Source organism: Streptomyces sp. NRRL F-6676 (assembly GCF_000725625.1).
In the GTDB taxonomy this organism is placed as follows: Bacteria; Actinomycetota; Actinomycetes; order Streptomycetales; family Streptomycetaceae; genus Streptomyces.
The window spans coordinates 98,641-117,878 of the sequence record NZ_JOHS01000017.1 but is presented as its reverse complement, the minus strand read 5'-3'; the positions used below and the strand labels follow the sequence as shown (position 1 = coordinate 117,878).

Sequence of the window (19,238 nt, the reverse complement as noted above, 5' to 3'; positions counted from 1 at the left end):
ACGGCCGTATCCCGGGACGGGTGCGCGTCTGCTGCGACGAGCTACGCGACGGACTGCGACGCACCCCCACGGCCCACTCCGGTCACACGGCGCCTGCGGGCAGTACCTGGTGGGGGAATTTGCGGCTGGGGGGCGGGGATGTGTTTTCTGCGCGGCTCTGCCGCGCCCCTAAAAGGGGCGCGGGGAACTGCGCGACCAGCCACATCGCACCCGCACCCGCCCACGAACCCCACCCACTCGAGCTCTCAAGCGCCCCTCCCCCGGGGTCGAAGGGGCGGAGCCCCTGGGGGACGGGAAGGGTAGGGGCGGCGGGGGCGAGAAAACCCCGCCGCCCCCGCCCGGCGGGAGACCGCGGGCCTACCGGCCCGCAGCCCGGTACGCCCGCGTGAGCTCGCTCACCGCCTCCCCGTACCGCCCACTGAGCAACGCGTGATCCGCCGCAGCGAACGGCTTCGCCACCGCCTCGTCCAGCCCCGCCCCGATCCGCTGCTGCACGAGGAGGCGGGCCGCGGTCACCGCCTCCCGGCCCAGCCGGTCGGAGCCCCTCCGGTCGGCGGCGGTCGCGGCGGCCCCGAGCGCCCGCAGCGTGCCGAGCCCACCCCGCGACACCTTCGTCCCCGTGGTCAGCCCCCACCCGTACGGGAACTGCGGGTCGTACGCCGCGTCACCGACGTTGATCGGCAGCTGCGCCTCGGACTTCGGCCAGGTCACGGGCAGCTGCCCGGTGAACGGCCGGCGTCCGTAGAGGACGTCGGCCACCCCGTCGCCCTCCGTCCCCGGCAGCCAGGAGGCGACCAGCGCGTCGGTCTCCCCGAGGATGTCCCCCACGAGCTGGGGACGTCCGGAGACGACGAGCACGACGCACTTCATCGCGGCGCACACCTTGTGCACCGCCGCCGTGTCGGCCGCCGTCAGCTCCAGGTCGTTGCCGTTGCCGACGTCGCCCACGCCCTCGGCGTACGGGGTCTCGCCGACGACGACCACCCCGACGTCGTACCCGGACAGGGACGCCGACGCGTCCTTGGAGTACGTGACGTGCCCGCCGGCGTTCCGCATGCCCTGGAGGATCGTGGTGCCCTCGGTGATGTCGCCGGAGGAGCCCTGCCAGGTGATGGTCCAGCCTCCGGTCTGGTTGCCGAGGTCGTCGGCGTTGGAGCCGGCCACGTAGACCTTCTGCCGGCGGGAGAGCGGCAGGACGTCGTGCGCGTTCTTCAGCAGCACCTGGGACTCCGCCGCCGCCTGGCGGGCCACCGCGCGGTGGGCCGCGGAGCCGATGCGGGAGGCTCCGCTCGTGTCGGCGTAGGGGTGTTCGAAGAGGCCCAGCTTGAACTTCTGGGTGAGGATGCGGGACACCGCGTCGTCGATGCGGCGCTGGGTGACGCGGCCGGCCTTCACCTCGTCGATGAGCGTGCCCGTGAACTCCTTGTAGGTGTACGGGACCATCGCCATGTCCACGCCCGCGTTGACGGAGGCGCGGACGTGGGCCGCGTTGTCGCCGGGGAGCTGGTCGATGCCGTTCCAGTCGCTGATGACGAAGCCGTCGAAGCCCATCCGGCCCTTGAGCACGCCGGTGAGCATGTCGGCGCGGGCGTGCATCTTCACCGGGCCCTGGCCGTCGCCGACGATGTCGAGCGAGGAGTAGGACGGCATGACGGTGCCGATGCCCCGGTCGACGGCCGTCTTGTACGGCGAGAGGTGGACCGCCTCCAGCTCGGAGCGGGTGACCTTGGTGACGCCCTGGTCGATGGTGTACGTGCCGGTGGTGGAGGAGCCGTAGGCGGTGCCGCCGTCGCCGACGAAGTGCTTGGCGGTGGCCAGCACCTTGTCGTCGCGGTCGAGGTCACGGCCGTCGGCGCGGCCCTGGAGGCCCTGGATCACCGTCTCCATGGACTTCACCAGGGCGGGGTCCTCGCCGAAGGACTCGTAGGAGCGGCCCCAGCGTTCGTCACGGGTGACGCAGAGGCAGGGGGCGAAGTCCCAGGGGACGCCGGTGGCGCGGACCTCGGCGGCCGTCACGCCGGCGGTCCGCTCCGCGAGCGCGGGGTCGCGGGTGGCGCCGAGGCCGATGTTGTGCGGCATGATCGTCGCGCCGGTGAGGTTGTTGTGGCCGTGCACCGCGTCGACGCCGTAGATCAGCGGGATCTGGAAGCGGGTGGCCTGCGCGCGGAGCTGGAAGCCGTCGATCATCTTCGCCCATGCCGCGGGGGTGTTGGGCGTGGGGGTGGAGCCGCCGCCGGAGAGCAGGGAGCCGAGGGCGTAGGTGGCGATGTCGCCGGGGGCGGTCATCGCGCCGCGCTCGGCCTGGGTCATCTGGCCGGCCTTCTCCGCCAGGGACATGCGGGAGACGAGGTCCGCGACGCGCTTCCTGATCGACAGATGCGTGTTCAGGTACGGGAGGCCGTGGGCGTCCACCACCACCTGCGGGGTGTCCGTGGGCGGTTTGGCGCCGTTGACCGTGAGCGTGAGGGGGATCGTTTCCGCGGACTCGGCGGAGCGGTCCTTCAGGGTGCGGACGTGGACGGTGCGAGTGGTGCCCGAGGCGGTGCCGGCCGGGAAGGTGAGCTGTCCGGTGGCCGGGGCGTAGTCCTTGCCGGCGGTCGCGGTGCCCGCGGGGTCCGTGGTGTATGCGACGGTCACGGGCTCGTCGAGGGGTGCGGAGCCGGTGGTGGCGACCGTGATCCGCACGGCGGCCGTGCGGCCCTCCTTCACCGGGTACACGGCGGCGTCCGTGGTGACGGAGGCGCGCAGCGACTGGTCGACCTTCCCGTACAGCTCGACGTCGTCCATGGCGAAGTCGCCCTTGAGGCCGACGGGGAGGGTGAGGGCGTAGCCCCACATCGCGGTGAGGTCCAGGACCTGGTCGATACCGCCGACGGGCTGGTAGTCCGTTCGATAGGTGAAGTCGGTGAACGGCAGTTCGATCTGTTTCCAGCCGGTGAAGTCGTCGGTGAAGGAGGTCGTCCAGAGTTCGGAGGCCTCGCCGTTCGCGCCGCCGTCCTTGATCTCGAACGGGATCTTCTTGCCGGTGTTCCGGCCCTCCCACCACAGGCGCAGGCCCTTGTGGGCGGACCAGTCGTGGGCGGGCCGGTCGGCCGCGAAGTCGTGGGTGAAGCCGCCGTAGCCGGAGATGTCGTAGCTGCCGGTGAGGACCTTGTCGCCCTCGGGCGCGTCCTCGCGGGCGGTCAGCGCGAGCGTGGGCGGGTCGTCGCTGTCGCCGCCCCAGGTGAAGATTCCCTCGGCCGGCTGGGCGGCGAAGGGGACCTCGCCCTCGAAGCGGTCGACGGGGACGGGGGCGGGGTCATCGGCGCCGGAGGCCGTTCCGGCGGCGCCGAGTGGGAGGAGGGCGGTGAGCAGGGTCGCGGAGGCGAGCAGGGCGGTTCTTCGCAATGGACCTTCCCCTTGGCTCTCGGAGGGCCGCGCGGCTCCCGGATCCTCCCGTGAGCCCTGGGGTCCCTCGTGTGCTCTCAAGACTTAGATCACGGCGTGAGTTAACTGGGGCACCGGGAGAGCGTCAAGATGGCGGACCACAACTGGTGCACAGTCACCTCATGGCCGGGGCGGACGAGTTGTGGGTTCAAGTGGTGAACGCGCTACCCCTTGACGTGGACCCTCCGTCGTCATTTACTCACGGCTCGCACGCCTTCTTCCCCCCACTCCCAGAAGGGCGGCGACCATGAGGAGACCGCTGCGCGCGGCCCGGCTGCTGCTGGCCGGACTGCTCACCACCGCCGGGCTGACCACCGCCTCGCTGACCGCCGCGGCCCCGGCCGCGCACGCGGCGGGCGAGTCGGTGACGGCCTGGCTGACCACGACGGACGACGACGGCGGACGGCACGTCGTACGGGGCCTGGAGCCGCAGACGCCGTTCGCCTTCCAGTCCGGCACCGGCGGCGGTGGGGAGAACATCACCGTCGACGAGAACACCCGCTATCAGACCTTCACCGGCGGCGGCGCCTCCTTCACGGACACCGCGGCCTGGCTGATGAACAGCAGCGGGGCGCTGAGCCGGTCCACCCGGGACGCGACCATGCGGAAGCTGTTCTCGCCGACGGACGGGATCGGGCTGTCGTTCCTGCGCAATCCGATGGGCGCCTCGGACCTGGCGCGCTTCGGCTACACCTACGACGACGTGCCGGCCGGACAGAGCGACCCGGACCTGTCCGAGTTCTCGATCGCGCACGACCTCGCCGATGTGGTGCCGCTGACCAGGCAGGCGCTGCAACTGAATCCGGCGCTGACCGTGATGGCCTCGCCGTGGACCGCGCCCGCCTGGATGAAGGACAGCGGACAGCTCAACGGGGGCTGGCTGAAGGCGGAGGACTACGGGGCCTACGCCTCGTACTTCGTGAAGTACCTCCAGGCGTACCAGGACCAGGGCGTGCCGGTGAAGTACGTGACGGCGCAGAACGAGCCGACGTGCTGCTCCGGTTATCCATCGATGAGCTGGAACGCCTCCGGGCTGGCCTACTTCACCAAGAACGAACTGCTGCCGAAGCTGGCGGCGGCCGGTCTGTCGACGAAGGTGCTCGCGCACGACTGGAACTGGGACGTCTACGACGGGTACGCCGCCCAGACCGTGGACGACGCGGCGGTCCGCTCCCATCCCAACTTCGGCGGGATCGCCTGGCACGGCTACGGCGGCGACGTCGGCGAGCAGACGTCCGTCCACGACCGGTACCCCTCGCTGGACGCCTTCGGCACCGAGCACTCCGGCGGCACGTGGATCGCCGACCAGCAGCGCGAGGACATGCGCAACATCGTGGACTACACCCGGAACTGGGCGAAGTCGGTGACCAAGTGGTCGCTGGCGGTGGACCAGGACATGGGGCCGCACAACGGGGGGTGCGGGACCTGCACGGGGCTGATCACCGTGCACGACGGGGACGGGCGCTCGGGGCAGGTCGACTACACCGTCGAGTACTACGACATGGGGCACCTGACGAAGTTCGTCCGGCCCGGCGCGCAGCGGATCGCCTCGACGGCGTCCTCCGCCGTGCCGAACGTGGCGTGGCGGAACCCGGACGGGTCCAAGGCGCTGCTCGCCTACAACGAGGGAGCGGCCGCGAAGACGGTGACGATCAACTGGGGCGCTCAGCACGCCACTTACTCCCTGCCGGGGCGGACATCGGCGACGTTCACGTGGTCCGGGACGCAGGCGGGCGGCGGGGACCTGTCGGGGGCGTTCGTGGGGCTCGCGGGCAAGTGCCTGGACGTGGCGGGGGGTTCGTCCGCCGACGGGACGGCGGTGCAGCTGTACGACTGCAACGGGTCCGCCGCGCAGCGGTGGACGGTGGGGGCGGACGGGACGGTGCGGGCGCTGGGGAAGTGCCTGGACGTGGTCTCGGGGGCCACGAGTGACGGGGCGAAGGTGCAGTTGTACGGGTGCAACGGGACGGGGGCGCAGGGGTGGTCGTACAACGCGGCGACGGGTGACGTGGTGAACGTGGCGGCGGACAAGTGTCTCGACGTGACGGACAACTCGTCCGCGAACGGGGCGCGGGCGCAGATCTGGTCCTGCACGGGGGCGGCCAACCAGAAGTGGGGGTTGCGGGGGTAGTCTTCCTCGCCCCCGCCGCCCCTGCCCTTCCCGCCCCCGGGGGCTCCGCCCCCGGACCCCCGTAAAAGATCGCGCAGTTCCCCGCGCCCCTGAAAAGCAGGGGGCGGGGAACTGCGCGAGAGGTGCCGACCCCTACTCCGCCGGGGTCACGCCCGCCCGCAGCAGGCCGTAGGCGTACGCGTCCTCCAGGGCCTGCCAGGACGCGGCGATGACGTTGTCGGCCACGCCGACCGTCGACCACTCGCCCGTGCCGTCGGACGTGGAGATCAGGACGCGGGTCGTGGAGCTGGTGCCGTGCTTGCCCTCCAGGATGCGGACCTTGTAGTCGACCAGCTCGAGGGCGGCGAGCTGGGGGTAGAACCGCTCCAGGGCGACCCGCAGCGCCCGGTCCAGCGCGTTGACCGGGCCGTTGCCCTCCGCCGTGGCGACGATGCGCTCGCTCTTGGCCCACAGCTTCACCGTCGCCTCGTTGGCGTGGGTGCCGTCGGGGCGGTCCTCGACGATGGCGCGCCAGGACTCCGTGCGGAAGTACGTCAGCGGCTTGCCGGCCACCTCCTCGCGCAGCAGCAGCTCGAAGGAGGCGTCGGCGGCCTCGTAGGTGTAGCCCTTGAGCTCACGCTCCTTGACCCGCTCGACGACGCGGCCGACCAGCTCGCGGTCACCGCCGAGGTCGATGCCGAGCTCCTTGCCCTTGAGCTCGATCGAGGCGCGGCCGGCCATGTCGGAGACCAGCATCCGCATGGTGTTGCCGACCAGTTCGGGGTCGATGTGCTGGTACAGGTCCGGGTCGACCTTGATCGCGGAGGCGTGCAGTCCGGCCTTGTGGGCGAAGGCGGAGACACCCACGTAGGGCTGGTGCGTGGAGGGCGTGAGGTTGACGACCTCGGCGATGGCGTGGGAGATCCGGGTGGTCTCGCGGAGCTTGCCGTCGGGCAGGACCTTCTTGCCGTACTTGAGTTCCAGCGCGGCGACGACGGGGAACAGGTTGGCGTTGCCGACGCGCTCGCCGTAGCCGTTGGCCGTGCACTGCACATGGGTGGCGCCCGCGTCGACGGCGGCGAGGGTGTTGGCGACCGCGCACCCGGTGTCGTCCTGGGCGTGGATGCCGAGGCGGGCCCCGGTGTCGGCGAGGACGGTGGCGACCACGGCCTGGATCTGCGCGGGGAGCATGCCGCCGTTGGTGTCGCACAGGATGACGACGTCGGCACCGGCCTCGGCGGCGGCCCGTACGACGGCCTTGGCGTACTCGGGGTTGGCGCGGTAGCCGTCGAAGAAGTGCTCGCAGTCGACGAAGACGCGGCGGCCCTGGGAGCGGAGGAAGGAGACGGTGTCGCTCACCATGGCGAGGTTCTCGTCCAGGGTGGTGCGCAGGGCGAGTTCGACGTGCCGGTCGTGGGACTTGGCGACCAGCGTCACGACGTCGGCGCCGGAGTCGAGGAGCGCCTTGACCTGCGGGTCCTCGGCGGCTTTGGTGCCGGCCCTGCGGGTGGCGCCGAAGGCGACGAGCCGGGCGTGCCGGAAGTCGATCTCCTGCCGGGCGCGGGCGAAGAACTCGGTGTCCCGGGGGTTGGCGCCGGGCCAGCCGCCCTCGATGAAGCCGACGCCGAAGTCGTCCAGGTGCCGTGCGATGGCCAGCTTGTCCGCGACGGTGAGGCTGATGCCCTCGCGCTGCGCGCCGTCGCGCAGGGTGGTGTCGAAGACGTGGAAGGAGTCGTCGAGTTCGCTGGGTTCCGTCGTCATGGTGTCAAGGCTCCTGTAGGGATCTCGGTCTGTTCCGGAATGACCGGCTCCGCCGCTCTCCATGGTCCCTCGCGCTCTGTCCCCGGCGGGTGGTGGGCCGGGAAAAACGAAAAACCCCTCGCGGGTGCGAGAGGTCTGCGCGCGGGTCGAGGACGACGGTGTCCGCCCGTACCTGGTCGTACGAGACGGTCACTGCGGACCGGCGCGCCTGCTGCCAATAATCATGGCGAACGAGAGCACGGGGGCATTTTGGCACACCCCGTACCTGTAACCCACCGCCGTCTCAGGATGCGGGCGCGGGCGTGGCCGGATCCCGCCGGTGGGGCGGCGGGATCCGTCGGTGACCGGCCGGGTCAGCCGATGCGGCGCATCCAGCCGTGGGTGTCCTCGCTGACGCCGCGCTGGAGGCTGAGCAGGGCCTCGCGGAGCCGGGCGGTGACGGTGCCGGGGGTGCCGTCGCCGTGGGTCCACTCGCCGCTCTTGGTGCGGACGGTGCCGATCGGGGTGACGACGGCGGCGGTGCCGCAGGCGAAGACCTCGGTGAGGGCGCCGGAGGCGGCGTCCGCGCGCCACTGCTCCAGGGTGATCACGCCCTCCTCGGCGGTGTAGCCGAGGTCCCGGGCGACGGTGAGCAGGGAGTCGCGGGTGATGCCCTCCAGGATGGAGCCGGTCAGCGCGGGGGTGATGATGCGGTCGCCGTAGACGAAGGCGATGTTCATGCTGCCGGACTCCTCGACCTTGGTGCGGGTCACCGCGTCGAGGTAGACGACCTGGTCGCAGCCGTGCGCGGCGGCCTCGGCCTGGGGCAGCAGGGAGGCGGCGTAGTTGCCGCCGGTCTTGGCGTCGCCGGTGCCGCCGGGGACGGCACGGACGTGGTCCTCGGAGACCCAGATGGTGACCGGCTTGACGCCGCCGGCGAAGTAGGCGCCGGACGGCGAGGCGATCAGCATGAACAGGTACTCGTTGGCCGGGTGGACGCCGAGTCCGGTCTCGGAGGCGAACATGAACGGCCGCAGGTAGAGCGACTCCTCACCGCCGTGCGGCGGGACCCAGGCGGCGTCCTGGGAGAGCAGCGCGTCCAGGGCGGCGAGGAACAGCTCCTCGGGCAGCTCGGCCATGGCCATGCGGCGGGCGGAGGTGCGGAAGCGGCGGGCGTTGGCCTCGGGGCGGAAGAGCGCGACGGAGCCGTCGGGCTGCCGGTAGGCCTTGAGCCCCTCGAAGATCTCCTGGCCGTAGTGGAGCACATGGCTGGAGGGGTCGAGGGAGATCGGCCCGTACGGGACGAGCTGGGCGTCGTGCCAGCCGCGGCCCTCGGTCCACCGGATCGTCACCATGTGATCGGTGAAGTGGCGGCCGAACCCGGGGTTGGCCATGGCCGCCTCCCGCTCGGCGGCGGAGAGCGGGTGGGCGGAGGGCTTGAGCTCGATCGTGGGCGTCGTCATGAGTGGTCTGTCCTTCACCGGTCGTGTGTGACGGGCCGCGCTCACGCCCGCACCGCCCGTGAGGGGTGGTAGGACGTCCGAGCATTCCCTCATGCCGCGGCTCCGCGTTCGATTATCGCAAGAGCAGGACCGTGGCTGAAATGGACGAAACGATGTGAATGCGGCCCTTGGGCGTGCCCAGGGTGGATAGATGGTGGCACCCGGCGAGGTCATGGAAAAGCCGCCGGGTGCGGATGCGACCCGGCGGCCTTCTCACCCCTGTTCCAGGGGAGGTTGAGCAGGGCGGCGGGTCAGCCGGCTACTCGGGCGACGAGGGCGTCGCCGATCTCGGTGGTGGAGCGGGCGGGCCCGCCGACGCGCTCCGCGAGGTCGGCGGAGACAGCCTCCTCGATGCGCACGGCCTCGGCCTCGTACCCGAGGTGGCGCAGCAGGAGGGCGACGGAGAGGACGGTGGCCGACGGGTCGGCCTTGCCCTGGCCCGCGATGTCGGGCGCCGAGCCGTGCACCGGCTCGAACATGGAGGGGTAGGCGCCGCTCGGGTTGATGTTGCCGGAGGCGGCGACCCCGATGCCGCCGGAGATGGCGGCGGCCAGGTCGGTGATGATGTCGCCGAAGAGGTTGTCGGTGACGATCACGTCGAAGCGCTCGGGCTGCGTGACGAGGTAGATCGTCGCCGCGTCCACGTGCATGTACTCGGTGGTGACGTCGGGGAACTCCTCGGCCACCTTGTTGAAGATGTTCGTCCACAGGTGCCCCGCGAAGGTGAGCACGTTGTTCTTGTGGACGAGCGCGAGCTTCTTGCGCGGGCGGGCCTGCGCCCGGGCGAAGGCGTCGCGCACGACCCGCTCGACACCGAAGGCCGTGTTGACGGAGACCTCGGTGGCGACCTCCTGGGGGGTGCCCTTGCGAATCGTGCCGCCGTTGCCCGTGTACGGGCCCTCGGTGCCCTCGCGGACGACGACGAAGTCGATCTCCGGCTGGCCGGCGAGCGGGGTCTGCACACCCGGGAGCAGCGTGGAGGGCCGCAGGTTGACGTGGTGGTCGAAGGCGAAGCGGAGCTTGAGCAGGAAACCGCGCTCCAGGACACCGGACGGCACCGACGGGTCGCCGATCGCGCCCAGCAGGATCGCGTCGTGCGTCTGGAGCTGCTCGAGGTCGGCGTCGGTGAGCGTCTCACCGGTGGCGTGGTAGCGCCGGGCGCCGAAGTCGTACTCCTTCGTCTCCAGCTTCACATCCTGCGGAAGCACGGCGGAGAGCACTCTGAGGCCTTCGGCCACGACCTCCTGGCCGATGCCGTCGCCGGGGATGACTGCGAGATTGAGGCTGCGAGACATGGCGTCACGGTACGCCATGTCTTAGGGGGTGACATGGGGTGTCCGCAGTGTGGACGGGGAGCCTCGGCCCCGGGATTCTCGCGGGAGAGCTCGGCGCCCCTGGGGGCTGCGCTCCCGCAGCGTGTCATGTGCCGTTCACCCGGGTGACGGGCTGTCGTCGATGTCCGGCGGGAAAGGTACCGGTCATGGAGCTGAGCATGGCCGAGCAGTACGAGTTTCTGCGGGCGCGGTTGTCCCGGCGGCGGGTGCTGGTGAGTGCCGGGGCCGTGGCCGGTGGGGCGCTGGCCGGGTGTTCGGGGACCGTGAGTACGGACAGGGCGCCGGTGGCCTCGCCGTCGGTGCACGGGTCCGTGGTCGCGCCGTTCGGCCGGCATCTGGCGTTCGGGAGCGATCCCAGGACCCGTATGCGGATCTCGTGGCAGGTGCCGTTGGCCGTGCGCGAGCCGTTCGTGCGGATCGGGCTGCGGCCCGACGAGCTGAGCCACCGGATCGAGGCCGAGGTGCGGGCGCTGCACACGCCGGGGGTGCCCGGGGAACGGGCGGCGGTGGACCAGTACTACGTGCACGCGGCCCTGGACGGGCTGACGCCCGGCACGACGTACCACTACGGCGTCGGGCACGACGGCTTCGACCCGGCCGCGGCGGACCGCCGCGCCACCCTCGGCACCTTCCGTACGGCGCCCGCGCGGCCGGAGGCGTTCACGTTCACCGCGTTCGGGGACCAGGGCGTGGGCGAGCACGCGGCGCTCAACGACCGGCTGCTGCTGCGCCGGGACCCCGCCTTCCATCTCCACGCGGGCGACCTCTGCTACGCCGACACGACGGGCCACGGCAAGGAGACGGACCTCTACGACCCCCGGCTCTGGGACACCTTCCTCGCGCAGACCGAGTCGGTGGCGAAGTCCGTTCCCTGGATGGTGACGTCGGGCAACCACGACATGGAGGCGTGGTACTCCCCCGACGGCAACGGCGGCCAGGCGGCGCGCTGGTCGCTGCCGGACAGCGGCTTCGACCCGCGCCGGGCCCCCGGGGTGTACTCGTTCGTGTACGGCAACGTGGGCGTCGTCGCGCTGGACGCCAACGACGTGTCGTACGAGATCCCGGCCAACCTCGGCTACACGGAGGGCCGGCAGACCCGGTGGCTGGAGCGCAGGCTGGGCGAGTTGCGCGCGAACCCGGCGGTGGACTTCGTCGTCGTCTTCTTCCACCACTGCGCGTACTCGACGTCGACGCACGCGTCCGACGGCGGGGTGCGTGCCGCGTGGCTCCCGCTGTTCACCAGGCACCGGGTGGACCTGGTGATCAACGGGCACAACCACGTCTACGAGCGCACGGACGCGATCCGGGACGGCGAGGTCGGCCGGGTCGTCCCGGTCGGCGGGGACACGGACCCGACCCGGGACGGGATCGTGTACGTCACGGCGGGCGGCGGCGGGAAGGACCTGTACTCCTTCCCGACGGGCGTGCCGGACAGCTACGAGAACGCCGTCGCCGACCGGGAGGCCGTGGGGACCTTCCACTGGACCAAGGCGCGTGAGCGGCACGCGGACACGGTCGAGTGGTCGAGGGTCCGCTACACCGGCTTCTCGTTCCTGTCCGTACGGGCCGACCCGGGGCCGCGCCCCCGGCTGACGGTCTCCGCGCTCGCCCAGAACGGCAGGCGCATCGACCACTTCACCGTGCGGCGCGGGGGTGGGTGAACGGGGGTGGGTGACGGGGGTGGGGTGAACGGGGCTCAGTGGCCCGTCTGGCCGCCGTTGTCCCGGCGGTCGAGGGCGCGCTGGAGGGCGGCGGCGGCGTTCTTGCGGTCGGTGTCCGTCGTGCGGGGGTGACGGATGCGGCGGCGGGTGGTCGTCTCGGCCATGGGGAATCGACTCCTCAGCCAGCGGATGGAAAACGACGAGGCGCCAAAGGGGGCGGGGAGCCGGTGCCGCAGGGGTCTCCTGCGTGGGGCACCGCTCGCGACCGCCCTTCGCTTGGTCGAGCGAGACGTTCGGCTTCTACAAAAGTAGGCGAGAGGAAGCGGTGTGTCTGCACAATTACTTGGGCTTCCTACTATCTGAGACGGCGTGGCGCTGACCTGGCCGAACGCGGGACGTTTTCTCGCCGCACGCGCCAAGGGGCGCCCCCCGAGAAGGGGAGCGCCCCAGGGCAGGGACGGGCGTCAGCCCATGTGCGGGTACGCGTAGTCCGTCGGCGGGACCAGGGTCTCCTTGATGGCCCGCGTCGACGTCCACCGCATCAGGTTCTGCGGCGCCCCCGCCTTGTCGTTCGTGCCGGAGGCCCGCCCGCCCCCGAACGGCTGCTGCCCGACGACCGCGCCCGTCGACTTGTCGTTGATGTAGAAGTTGCCGGCCGCGTACCGCAGCTTCTCCATCGTGTACGCCGCCGCCGCGCGGTCGTTCGCGATGACCGACCCGGTCAGCGCGTAGTCCGACACGGACTCCATCTGCGTCAGCATCTCGTCGTACGCCTCGTCCTCGTAGACGTGCACCGCGAGCACGGGGCCGAAGTACTCCGTCCGGAACACCTCGTTCTCCGGGTCGGTGCACTCGATGACGGTCGGCCGCACGAAGTACCCGACCGAGTCGTCGTAGGTCCCGCCCGCCACGATCGTGCAGGTCGGGTCCTCCTTCGCCCGGTCGATCGCCGCCTTGTTCTTCGCGAACGACCGCTCGTCGATGACCGCGCCGACGAAGTTGGCGAGATCGGTGACGTCGCCCATGGTCAGGTAGTCGACCTCGGCCGCGAACTCCTCCTTGAAGCCGCCGTTCCAGATCGACGCCGGGATGTACGCGCGCGAGGTCGCGCTGCACTTCTGGCCCTGGTACTCGAAGGCCCCGCGCGTCAGCGCGGTCTTGAGCACCGCACGGTCCGCCGACGGGTGCGCGACCACGAAGTCCTTGCCGCCGGTCTCACCGACGAGCCGCGGATACGTCCGGTACTTGTCGATGTTGTTGCCGACCGTCTTCCACAGGTACTGGAACGTCGGGGTCGACCCGGTGAAGTGGATCCCGGCCAGGTCACGGTGGTGCAGGGCGACCTCGGAGACCTCGACGCCGTCACCGGTGAGCAGGTTGATGACGCCCGCCGGCAGCCCCGCCTCCTCCAGCAGCTCCATGAGCAGCACGGCGGCCAGGGTCTGCGTCGGCGACGGCTTCCACACCACCACGTTGCCCATCAGCGCGGGCGCGGTCGGCAGGTTGCCGGCGATCGCGGTGAAGTTGAACGGGGTGATCGCGTAGACGAAGCCCTCCAGCGGACGGTGGTCCATGCGGTTCCACACGCCCGGGGAGTTGGCCGGCGGCTGCTCGGCCAGGATGCCGCGCGCGTAGTGCACGTTGAAGCGCCAGAAGTCGACGAGCTCGCAGGGGCTGTCGATCTCGGCCTGCTGGGCGGTCTTGGACTGCCCGAGCATCGTCGCGGCGGCGAGCTTCTCGCGCCAGGGGCCGGCCAGCAGCTCGGCGGCGCGCAGGAAGATGGCGGCGCGGTCGTCGAAGGAGAGCGCGCGCCAGCCCGGCGCGGCGGCCAGCGCCGCGTCGACGGCGTCCTGCGCGTCCTGCCGCGTGGCGTGCCGGAACGTGCCGAGCACGGCCTTGTGGCGGTGCGGCTGGACGACGTCGAAGGGCTCGCCGCCGCCCATCCGCTTCTCCCCGCCGATGGTGCAGGGCAGCTCCGTCGGGTTCTCGGCGAGCTCCTTCAGCCTGGCCTCCAGCCGCGCCCGCTCGGGCGAACCGGGGGCGTAGCCGTGCACCGGCTCGTTGACGGGGGCGGGGACCCGGGTCACAGCGTCCATGGTGTCCGTAACTCCTTGTGTGAGCGGTGGGGAAACGAGTGTGTGCGGAGGGGACGTACTCAGCCCCTGCCGGCCGTCGACCGTACGAAGAACCGCAGGTCGGCCGGCTTCTCGGCCAGCCTGCGCATGCTGTGCCTTCCCGGGGGACAACCCCCGGACCCCCGGCCGGTACCGGGGCACAGCCCCGCACGGTCAGCCATGGCCGACCATGCTCCTGACGAAGAACCGCAGATTGGCCGGCTTCTCGGCCAGCCTCCGCATGAAGTACCCGTACCAGTCCGTCCCGTACGCCGTGTACACCCGCATGCGGTGGCCCTCAGCGGCCAGTCGCAGGTGTTCCTCGCCGCGGATGCCGTACAGCATCTGGAACTCGTACTCGTCGAGCTTGCGTCCGGCGCGCCGGGCCAGTTCCTGGGCGATGGAGATGAGGCGCGGGTCGTGCGACCCGACCATCGGGTAGCCCTCGCCCTCCATCAGCGTCCGCAGCACGCGGACGTACGCCTTGTCGGTCTCGTGCCGGTCCTGGTACGCGACCGAGGCCGGCTCCTTGTACGCGCCCTTGACCAGCCGCACCCGGCTGCCGCTCGCGGCGAGCCGGCGGGCGTCGGCCTCGGTGCGGAACAGGTACGCCTGGATGACGCAGCCCGTCTGCGGGAAGTCCCGTCGCAGTTCCTCGTGGACGGCGAACATCGAGTCGAGGGTGGTGTGGTCCTCGGCGTCCAGCGTGACGGTGGTGCCGATGGCGGCGGCGGCCTCGACGACCGGGCGGACGTTCGCCAGCGCCAGCTCGTGTCCGCCGGGCAGCGCCTGGCCGAACATCGACAGCTTGACGGACATCTCGGCGCGCGCGCCGAGCTCCAGCGGCTCCAGGCGGCCGATCAGCTCCAGGTACGCGTCGCGCGCGGCGGCGGCCTGCTCGGGGGTGGTGATGTCCTCGCCGACGACGTCCATGGTGAGCGCGAGGCCCTTGCCGGTGAGGTCGCGGATGACCGGCACGATGTCGTCGACGGTCTCCCCGGGGATGAACCGGTCGACGACCGGCCGGGTCACCGGGGCGGCGGAGACCAGCCGGCGCAGCCGGTCGCTGCGCGACGCGGCGAGAATCACGGGACCCAGCACGGGGCACCTCCACAAGAACACACACGCCAGGAGCCGTGCCCGAGGGTCCGGGTACGGCACGGGGAACCACCGTGAAACCTAGGGATTCCCGCGTTTTCCGGCCATCGACAGCTGTCACGCATCCGTGCCCCGGATCTCAGACAGATGTATGAAGGGCGGCCGGGGCTGCGGGAGAATGAGGGGGTGACGGCGGACCACAGAAGCGAACGCACGGGCGACAACCGAGGTGACCACCGAGGTGACCACCGGGGGGACTACCAGGACCTCGTGGACGAGATCTCCGGCCTGCTCGGCGCCCCCGCCACGCTGGAGAACCGGGACTTCGAGCTGATCGCCTTCGGCGCGTACGACAGCGACGAGGAGCTGGACGCCTCCGCGCTGGACCCGGTCCGCACCCGCTCGATCCTCACGCGCCGCTCCACCGCGGCCGTGCGTGCCTGGTTCGAGGGGTTCGGCATCACCCGGGCGACCGGCCCCGTCCGCATCCCGCCGACCCCGGAGGCGGGGGTGTACCGGGGAAGAATCTGTCTGCCGGTACGCCATCGGAGTGTCGTCCTCGGCTATGTGTGGCTGCTGGACGGCGACCCCGGCCCGACCGAGCGGCAGCTCGCCGCGGCGATGGAGGTGACCGGCCGGATCGGCGCGCTGCTCGTCGACGAGGTGCAGCACCGCGCGGACCTGACGCGCGAGCTGCGGGCGGTGCTGACCGCGGCGGACGGCTGGCAGCGGGACATGGCGATCGCGGAGCTGCGGACGGGGCTGGGCGAGCGGGCGGAGGCGGTGCACACGGTGGTGTGCGTGGCCCCGTGGCCGTCGGCCGACCCGGACGACGCCCCTTCGGTGCGTACGGTGCCGGGCGCGGTGGCGCGGTGCACGGTGCCGTGGGGCACGACCGGCCAGAGCCTGGCCCTCCTGGTCCGCCTGCGCTCCCCCGACGCCCCGGCCCCGGCCCGGTCGGCGGCGGCCCGGCTCCTGGAACGCGCGGCACAGACCGGCCCCACGACGGGTACCGCCCAGCGGGCGGCGAGCCAAGGCGCCACGTCCCCGGCGCGCGGCGGGGCGCCGGCGGCGGGCCGGGGTGCCGCGCCGGCGGCGGGCCGGGGTGTCGCGTCCGTCGCCGTCGCCGGTGTCGCCGTTCCCCGGCACGGGCTCGGCGAGCTCGGGGCCGCGTGGAGCGAGGCCGTCGCGGCGGCGCGGGCCGCGTGGGCGGAGCCGCGGCTCGGGCCCGTCGCCCTCTGGTCGTCCATCGGCCCGTACCGGCTGCTCACCGCACTGCCCCCCGAGGCGGCGCGCGACCCCGCCGTCCGCGAGCTGCTCTCCCCCGCGCACCGCGAACTGGCCCGTACCGCTGAAGTGTTCCTCGACCTCGCCGGCCAGGCGGGACGGGCGGCGGCGGAGCTGGGGATCCACCGGCAGACGCTGTACTACCGGCTGTCGCGGGTGGAGCGGCTGACCGGCCTGGATCTGGACGACGGCGAGGACCGTCTGCTGCTGCACATGGCCCTGAAGTCCCGTCGGCTGTGAGAGCCGCGGGCGGGGCCGGTGCTCAGCCCTCCCCCTCGCCGCCCCGCTCCCCCGGCCCCGCCGTACCCGTCACCCCGGCGAGCACCTGCCGCAGGCCCTCGGTCAGGGTCTTCGCATCGGGGGCGCTCTCGACGTCGAAGTTGTAGTGGGCGATGAGCCCCATCATCACCGTGTAGTAGAAGCCGCCGAGGGAGTCGACGGTCTCCTCGGGGACGTCCTCCTCCCGTCCGCCCATGAAGAGCGGCACGAGGGCGCGCATCGCCTCCCGCTGGGCCCCTGCCAGGTGGTCGCGGACCGCGGGCAGACGGTCGCCCATGGCCACGATCTCGATGCTCAGGCGCCACATCGAGCCGGGCTCCCGCATGGTCCCGATGATGTTCGACCACACCGCCTCGAACCGCTCCAGGGAGCCGGGAGCGGTGTCCGCGAGCAGCCGCTCGCTGCCGTCGAAGGCGTCGGAGACCTCTCCGATCAGCGCCACGTACGCCTGCGCGAGCAGCGTGTCCTTGGAGCCGTAGTGGTAGCCGATGGACGCCAGGTTGGTGCCCGACTCCTTGACGATGTCCCGCGCCGTCGTGCGCGCGAACCCCTTCTCCAGCAGGCAGCGCTTGGCGCCTTCGAGCAAGTCCTCTCGGTGTCCCATGCGGTCACCCTAATCCGCGCCCGGACGCCCGTCTAGAACGAGCGTGTAGAACGGCTGTGTAGAACCGCCGCGTAGAACGATTGTGTAAGACGCACGTCTATGCCCACGCCTTAAACAAGCGTACTGAACACTCGTACTAGACAAGCGTATAAGACGCCCGTACATTCCCTGCCATGACACCGACGAACCCGACCCCTGACCCCGCGCCCACCGCCGGCGCCCTGGCCGGGCGGCGCGAATGGGCCGCCCTGGGCGTGCTGATGCTTCCGCTGCTGCTGGTCTCCATGGACGTCTCCGTCCTCTACTTCGCGATCCCCGCGATCACCGCGGACCTGGAGCCGAGCGGCACCCAGCAGCTGTGGATCTTCGACATCTACGCCTTCGTCCTGGCCGGACTGCTGATGACGATGGGCGCCCTCGGCGACCGGTTCGGGCGCCGACGGCTGCTGCTGGCAGGCGCGGCGGCCTTCGGGGCGGCCTCGCTGGTGGCCGCGTACGCGAACAGCGCCGAGACGCTGATCGCGGCGCGCGCGGTGCTCGGGCTCGGCGGGGCGACGCTGATGCCGTCGACGATGGCGCTGCTGCGCACGATGTTCACCGACCCGGGGCAGCGGGCCAAGGCCGTCGGACTGTGGTCCGGGGTCATGACCGGCGGGATCGCGCTCGGCTCGGTGCTGAGCGGGGTGCTGGTGCAGTACTTCTGGTGGGGCTCGGTGTTCCTGGTCAACCTGCCGGCGATGGCCATGCTGCTGGTGCTCGGCCCGCTGCTGCTGCCGGAGTCGCGCAGCCCGGAGCCCGGCCGGTTCGACCTCGTGAGCGTGCCGTTGTCGCTGGCGGCGGTGCTGCCGGTGGTCTACGGGCTGAAGGAGATCCCCACCGAGGGGTGGAACGTGCGGTACGTGGTGTCGGTGACCGTGGGGCTGCTGTTCGCGGCGCTGTTCGTGCACCGGCAGCGTACGGCCGCCGCGCCGATGATCCCGCCGGCGCTGCTGCGGGCCCGCGGCTTCTCGCCCGCGCTGGCGCTGAACCTGCTGTCCTCGTTCGCGATGCTGGGCTCGGCGTTCTTCACGACGCAGTATCTGCAATCCGTGCTGGGCAGGAGCGCGCTGGAGGCGGCGTTGTGGGCGCTGCTGCCGTCGGTGCTGATCGGGGTGGCCGCGCCGGTGGCGGCGGTCCTTGTGCGGCGTGGGGTGGACAGGGCGTACGTCGTGGCCGGCGGGTTCGTGGTGGCGGCGGGCGGCTACGGGTTGCTGGCGCTCGCCGGGACGCAGTCGCTGTGGCTGGTGCTGGCCGGGGCGGGGGTGCTGGCCTCGGGGATCGTCACGGTGATGTCGCAGGTGACCGATCTGGCGCTGGGGGCGGCGCCGGTGGAGCGGGCCGGGACGGCGTCCTCGCTGATGGAGACGGCGTCGGAGTTCGGGGGTGCGCTGGGGATGGCGGTGCTCGGGGCGATCGGGACGGCGGTGTACCGGCACGGGGTGGGCCCGGAGGCGCCGGAGGCGGCGCGGCAGACGTTGGGTGGGGCGTTGGCGGTGGCGGAGGGGATGCCGGGGGATGCGGGGGCCGTGCTGGTGGCTGTGGCGCGGGGGGCGTTCGTGGACGGGATGCGGGGGGCGGCGGTGACGGGGGCGGTCCTGCTACTGGCCGCGGCGGTCCTGGCCCTCCGCGCCCTGGGCTCCGCGCGCCCACACGCCCTCACGGCTCCCCCGCACGAGCACGCCCAGCCGGCCCCCACCAGGGTCGCGGGGAACCGCGCACCCAGCCACGCCGCCCCCGCAGCCAACGAACCCGCCTAAGCAGGACCCCGGGGGGCGGCAGCCCCACCAACCCCCCGCCCCCCCAAAAAAGGGGCGCGAGGAACTGCGCGCCCAGCCACAACGCCCCCGCAGCCAACAAACCCACCCAACAGGACCCGGGGGGGCGACAGCCCCACCAACCCCCCGCCCCCCAAAGGGGCGCGAGGAACTGCGCGACCAGCCACAACGCCCCCGCAGCCAACAAACCCGCCCAGCGGGGGTCCGGGGGCAACAGCCCCCGGGGTCGGGAATGGGTAGGGGCGGCGGGGGCGAAGAAAAGTGTTTTC

At 71.8% G+C, this 19,238-nt stretch carries 12 protein-coding genes; 4 read left to right on the top strand and 8 right to left on the bottom strand.

Annotated elements, in window-relative coordinates; genetic code table 11:
- Positions 1 to 357: 357 nt before the first annotated feature.
- Entirely contained in the window at positions 358 to 3,387 is a 3,030-nt protein-coding gene (locus IO29_RS14430; protein WP_030383160.1) for a glycoside hydrolase family 3 protein, read from the bottom strand.
- 286 nt (positions 3,388 to 3,673) lie between these two features.
- On the opposite strand from IO29_RS14430, the gene IO29_RS14425 reads away from it, so the two are divergent.
- Positions 3,674 to 5,557, top strand: coding sequence for a ricin-type beta-trefoil lectin domain protein (locus IO29_RS14425; protein WP_030383159.1), 1,884 nt, complete (start codon positions 3,674 to 3,676; stop codon positions 5,555 to 5,557).
- A 132-nt stretch (positions 5,558 to 5,689) separates the two neighbouring features.
- On the opposite strand, the gene cimA is transcribed toward IO29_RS14425, so the two are convergent.
- The 3 genes from cimA to IO29_RS14405 form a co-directional block, all read right to left on the bottom strand.
- A complete protein-coding gene (gene cimA / locus IO29_RS14420; RefSeq protein WP_030383158.1) occupies positions 5,690 to 7,297 on the bottom strand; it encodes a citramalate synthase in 1,608 nt (535 codons plus the stop codon).
- 353 nt (positions 7,298 to 7,650) lie between these two features.
- A complete protein-coding gene (locus tag IO29_RS14410; RefSeq protein WP_030383157.1) occupies positions 7,651 to 8,739 on the bottom strand; it encodes a branched-chain amino acid aminotransferase in 1,089 nt (362 codons plus the stop codon).
- Between the two features lie 290 nt (positions 8,740 to 9,029).
- On the bottom strand, positions 9,030 to 10,073 hold the full coding sequence (locus tag IO29_RS14405; protein ID WP_030383156.1) for a 3-isopropylmalate dehydrogenase: 1,044 nt from the start codon (positions 10,071 to 10,073) through the stop codon (positions 9,030 to 9,032).
- Positions 10,074 to 10,258: 185 nt separating this feature from the next.
- Between IO29_RS14405 and IO29_RS14400 the strand changes: the two genes are divergently transcribed.
- Entirely contained in the window at positions 10,259 to 11,773 is a 1,515-nt protein-coding gene (locus tag IO29_RS14400; RefSeq protein WP_030383155.1) for a purple acid phosphatase family protein, read from the top strand.
- Positions 11,774 to 11,808: 35 nt separating this feature from the next.
- Here the strand turns inward: IO29_RS14400 and IO29_RS40030 are convergent, their stop codons facing one another.
- The 3 genes from IO29_RS40030 to IO29_RS14390 form a co-directional block, all read right to left on the bottom strand.
- Positions 11,809 to 11,937, bottom strand: coding sequence for a hypothetical protein (locus tag IO29_RS40030; RefSeq protein WP_106969815.1), 129 nt, complete (start codon positions 11,935 to 11,937; stop codon positions 11,809 to 11,811).
- A 300-nt stretch (positions 11,938 to 12,237) separates the two neighbouring features.
- Positions 12,238 to 13,869, bottom strand: coding sequence for an L-glutamate gamma-semialdehyde dehydrogenase (gene pruA / locus IO29_RS14395; protein WP_030383154.1), 1,632 nt, complete (start codon positions 13,867 to 13,869; stop codon positions 12,238 to 12,240).
- Between the two features lie 192 nt (positions 13,870 to 14,061).
- A complete protein-coding gene (locus IO29_RS14390) occupies positions 14,062 to 14,988 on the bottom strand; it encodes a proline dehydrogenase family protein (protein ID WP_030383153.1) in 927 nt (308 codons plus the stop codon).
- A gap of 144 nt (positions 14,989 to 15,132) precedes the next feature.
- On the opposite strand from IO29_RS14390, the gene IO29_RS14385 reads away from it, so the two are divergent.
- Positions 15,133 to 16,512, top strand: a complete 1,380-nt coding sequence (locus tag IO29_RS14385) for a PucR family transcriptional regulator (RefSeq protein WP_199806889.1) — start codon at positions 15,133 to 15,135, stop codon at positions 16,510 to 16,512.
- A gap of 22 nt (positions 16,513 to 16,534) precedes the next feature.
- Here IO29_RS14385 and IO29_RS14380 read toward each other — a convergent pair whose 3' ends face one another.
- A complete protein-coding gene (locus IO29_RS14380) occupies positions 16,535 to 17,155 on the bottom strand; it encodes a TetR/AcrR family transcriptional regulator (protein WP_030383151.1) in 621 nt (206 codons plus the stop codon).
- Between the two features lie 173 nt (positions 17,156 to 17,328).
- Here IO29_RS14380 and IO29_RS14375 point away from each other — a divergent pair, with 173 nt between their 5' ends.
- Complete coding sequence (locus tag IO29_RS14375; RefSeq protein ID WP_051707634.1) at positions 17,329 to 18,951, top strand: MFS transporter; 1,623 nt, start codon at positions 17,329 to 17,331, stop codon at positions 18,949 to 18,951.
- The last annotated feature ends 287 nt before the right edge of the window (positions 18,952 to 19,238 follow it).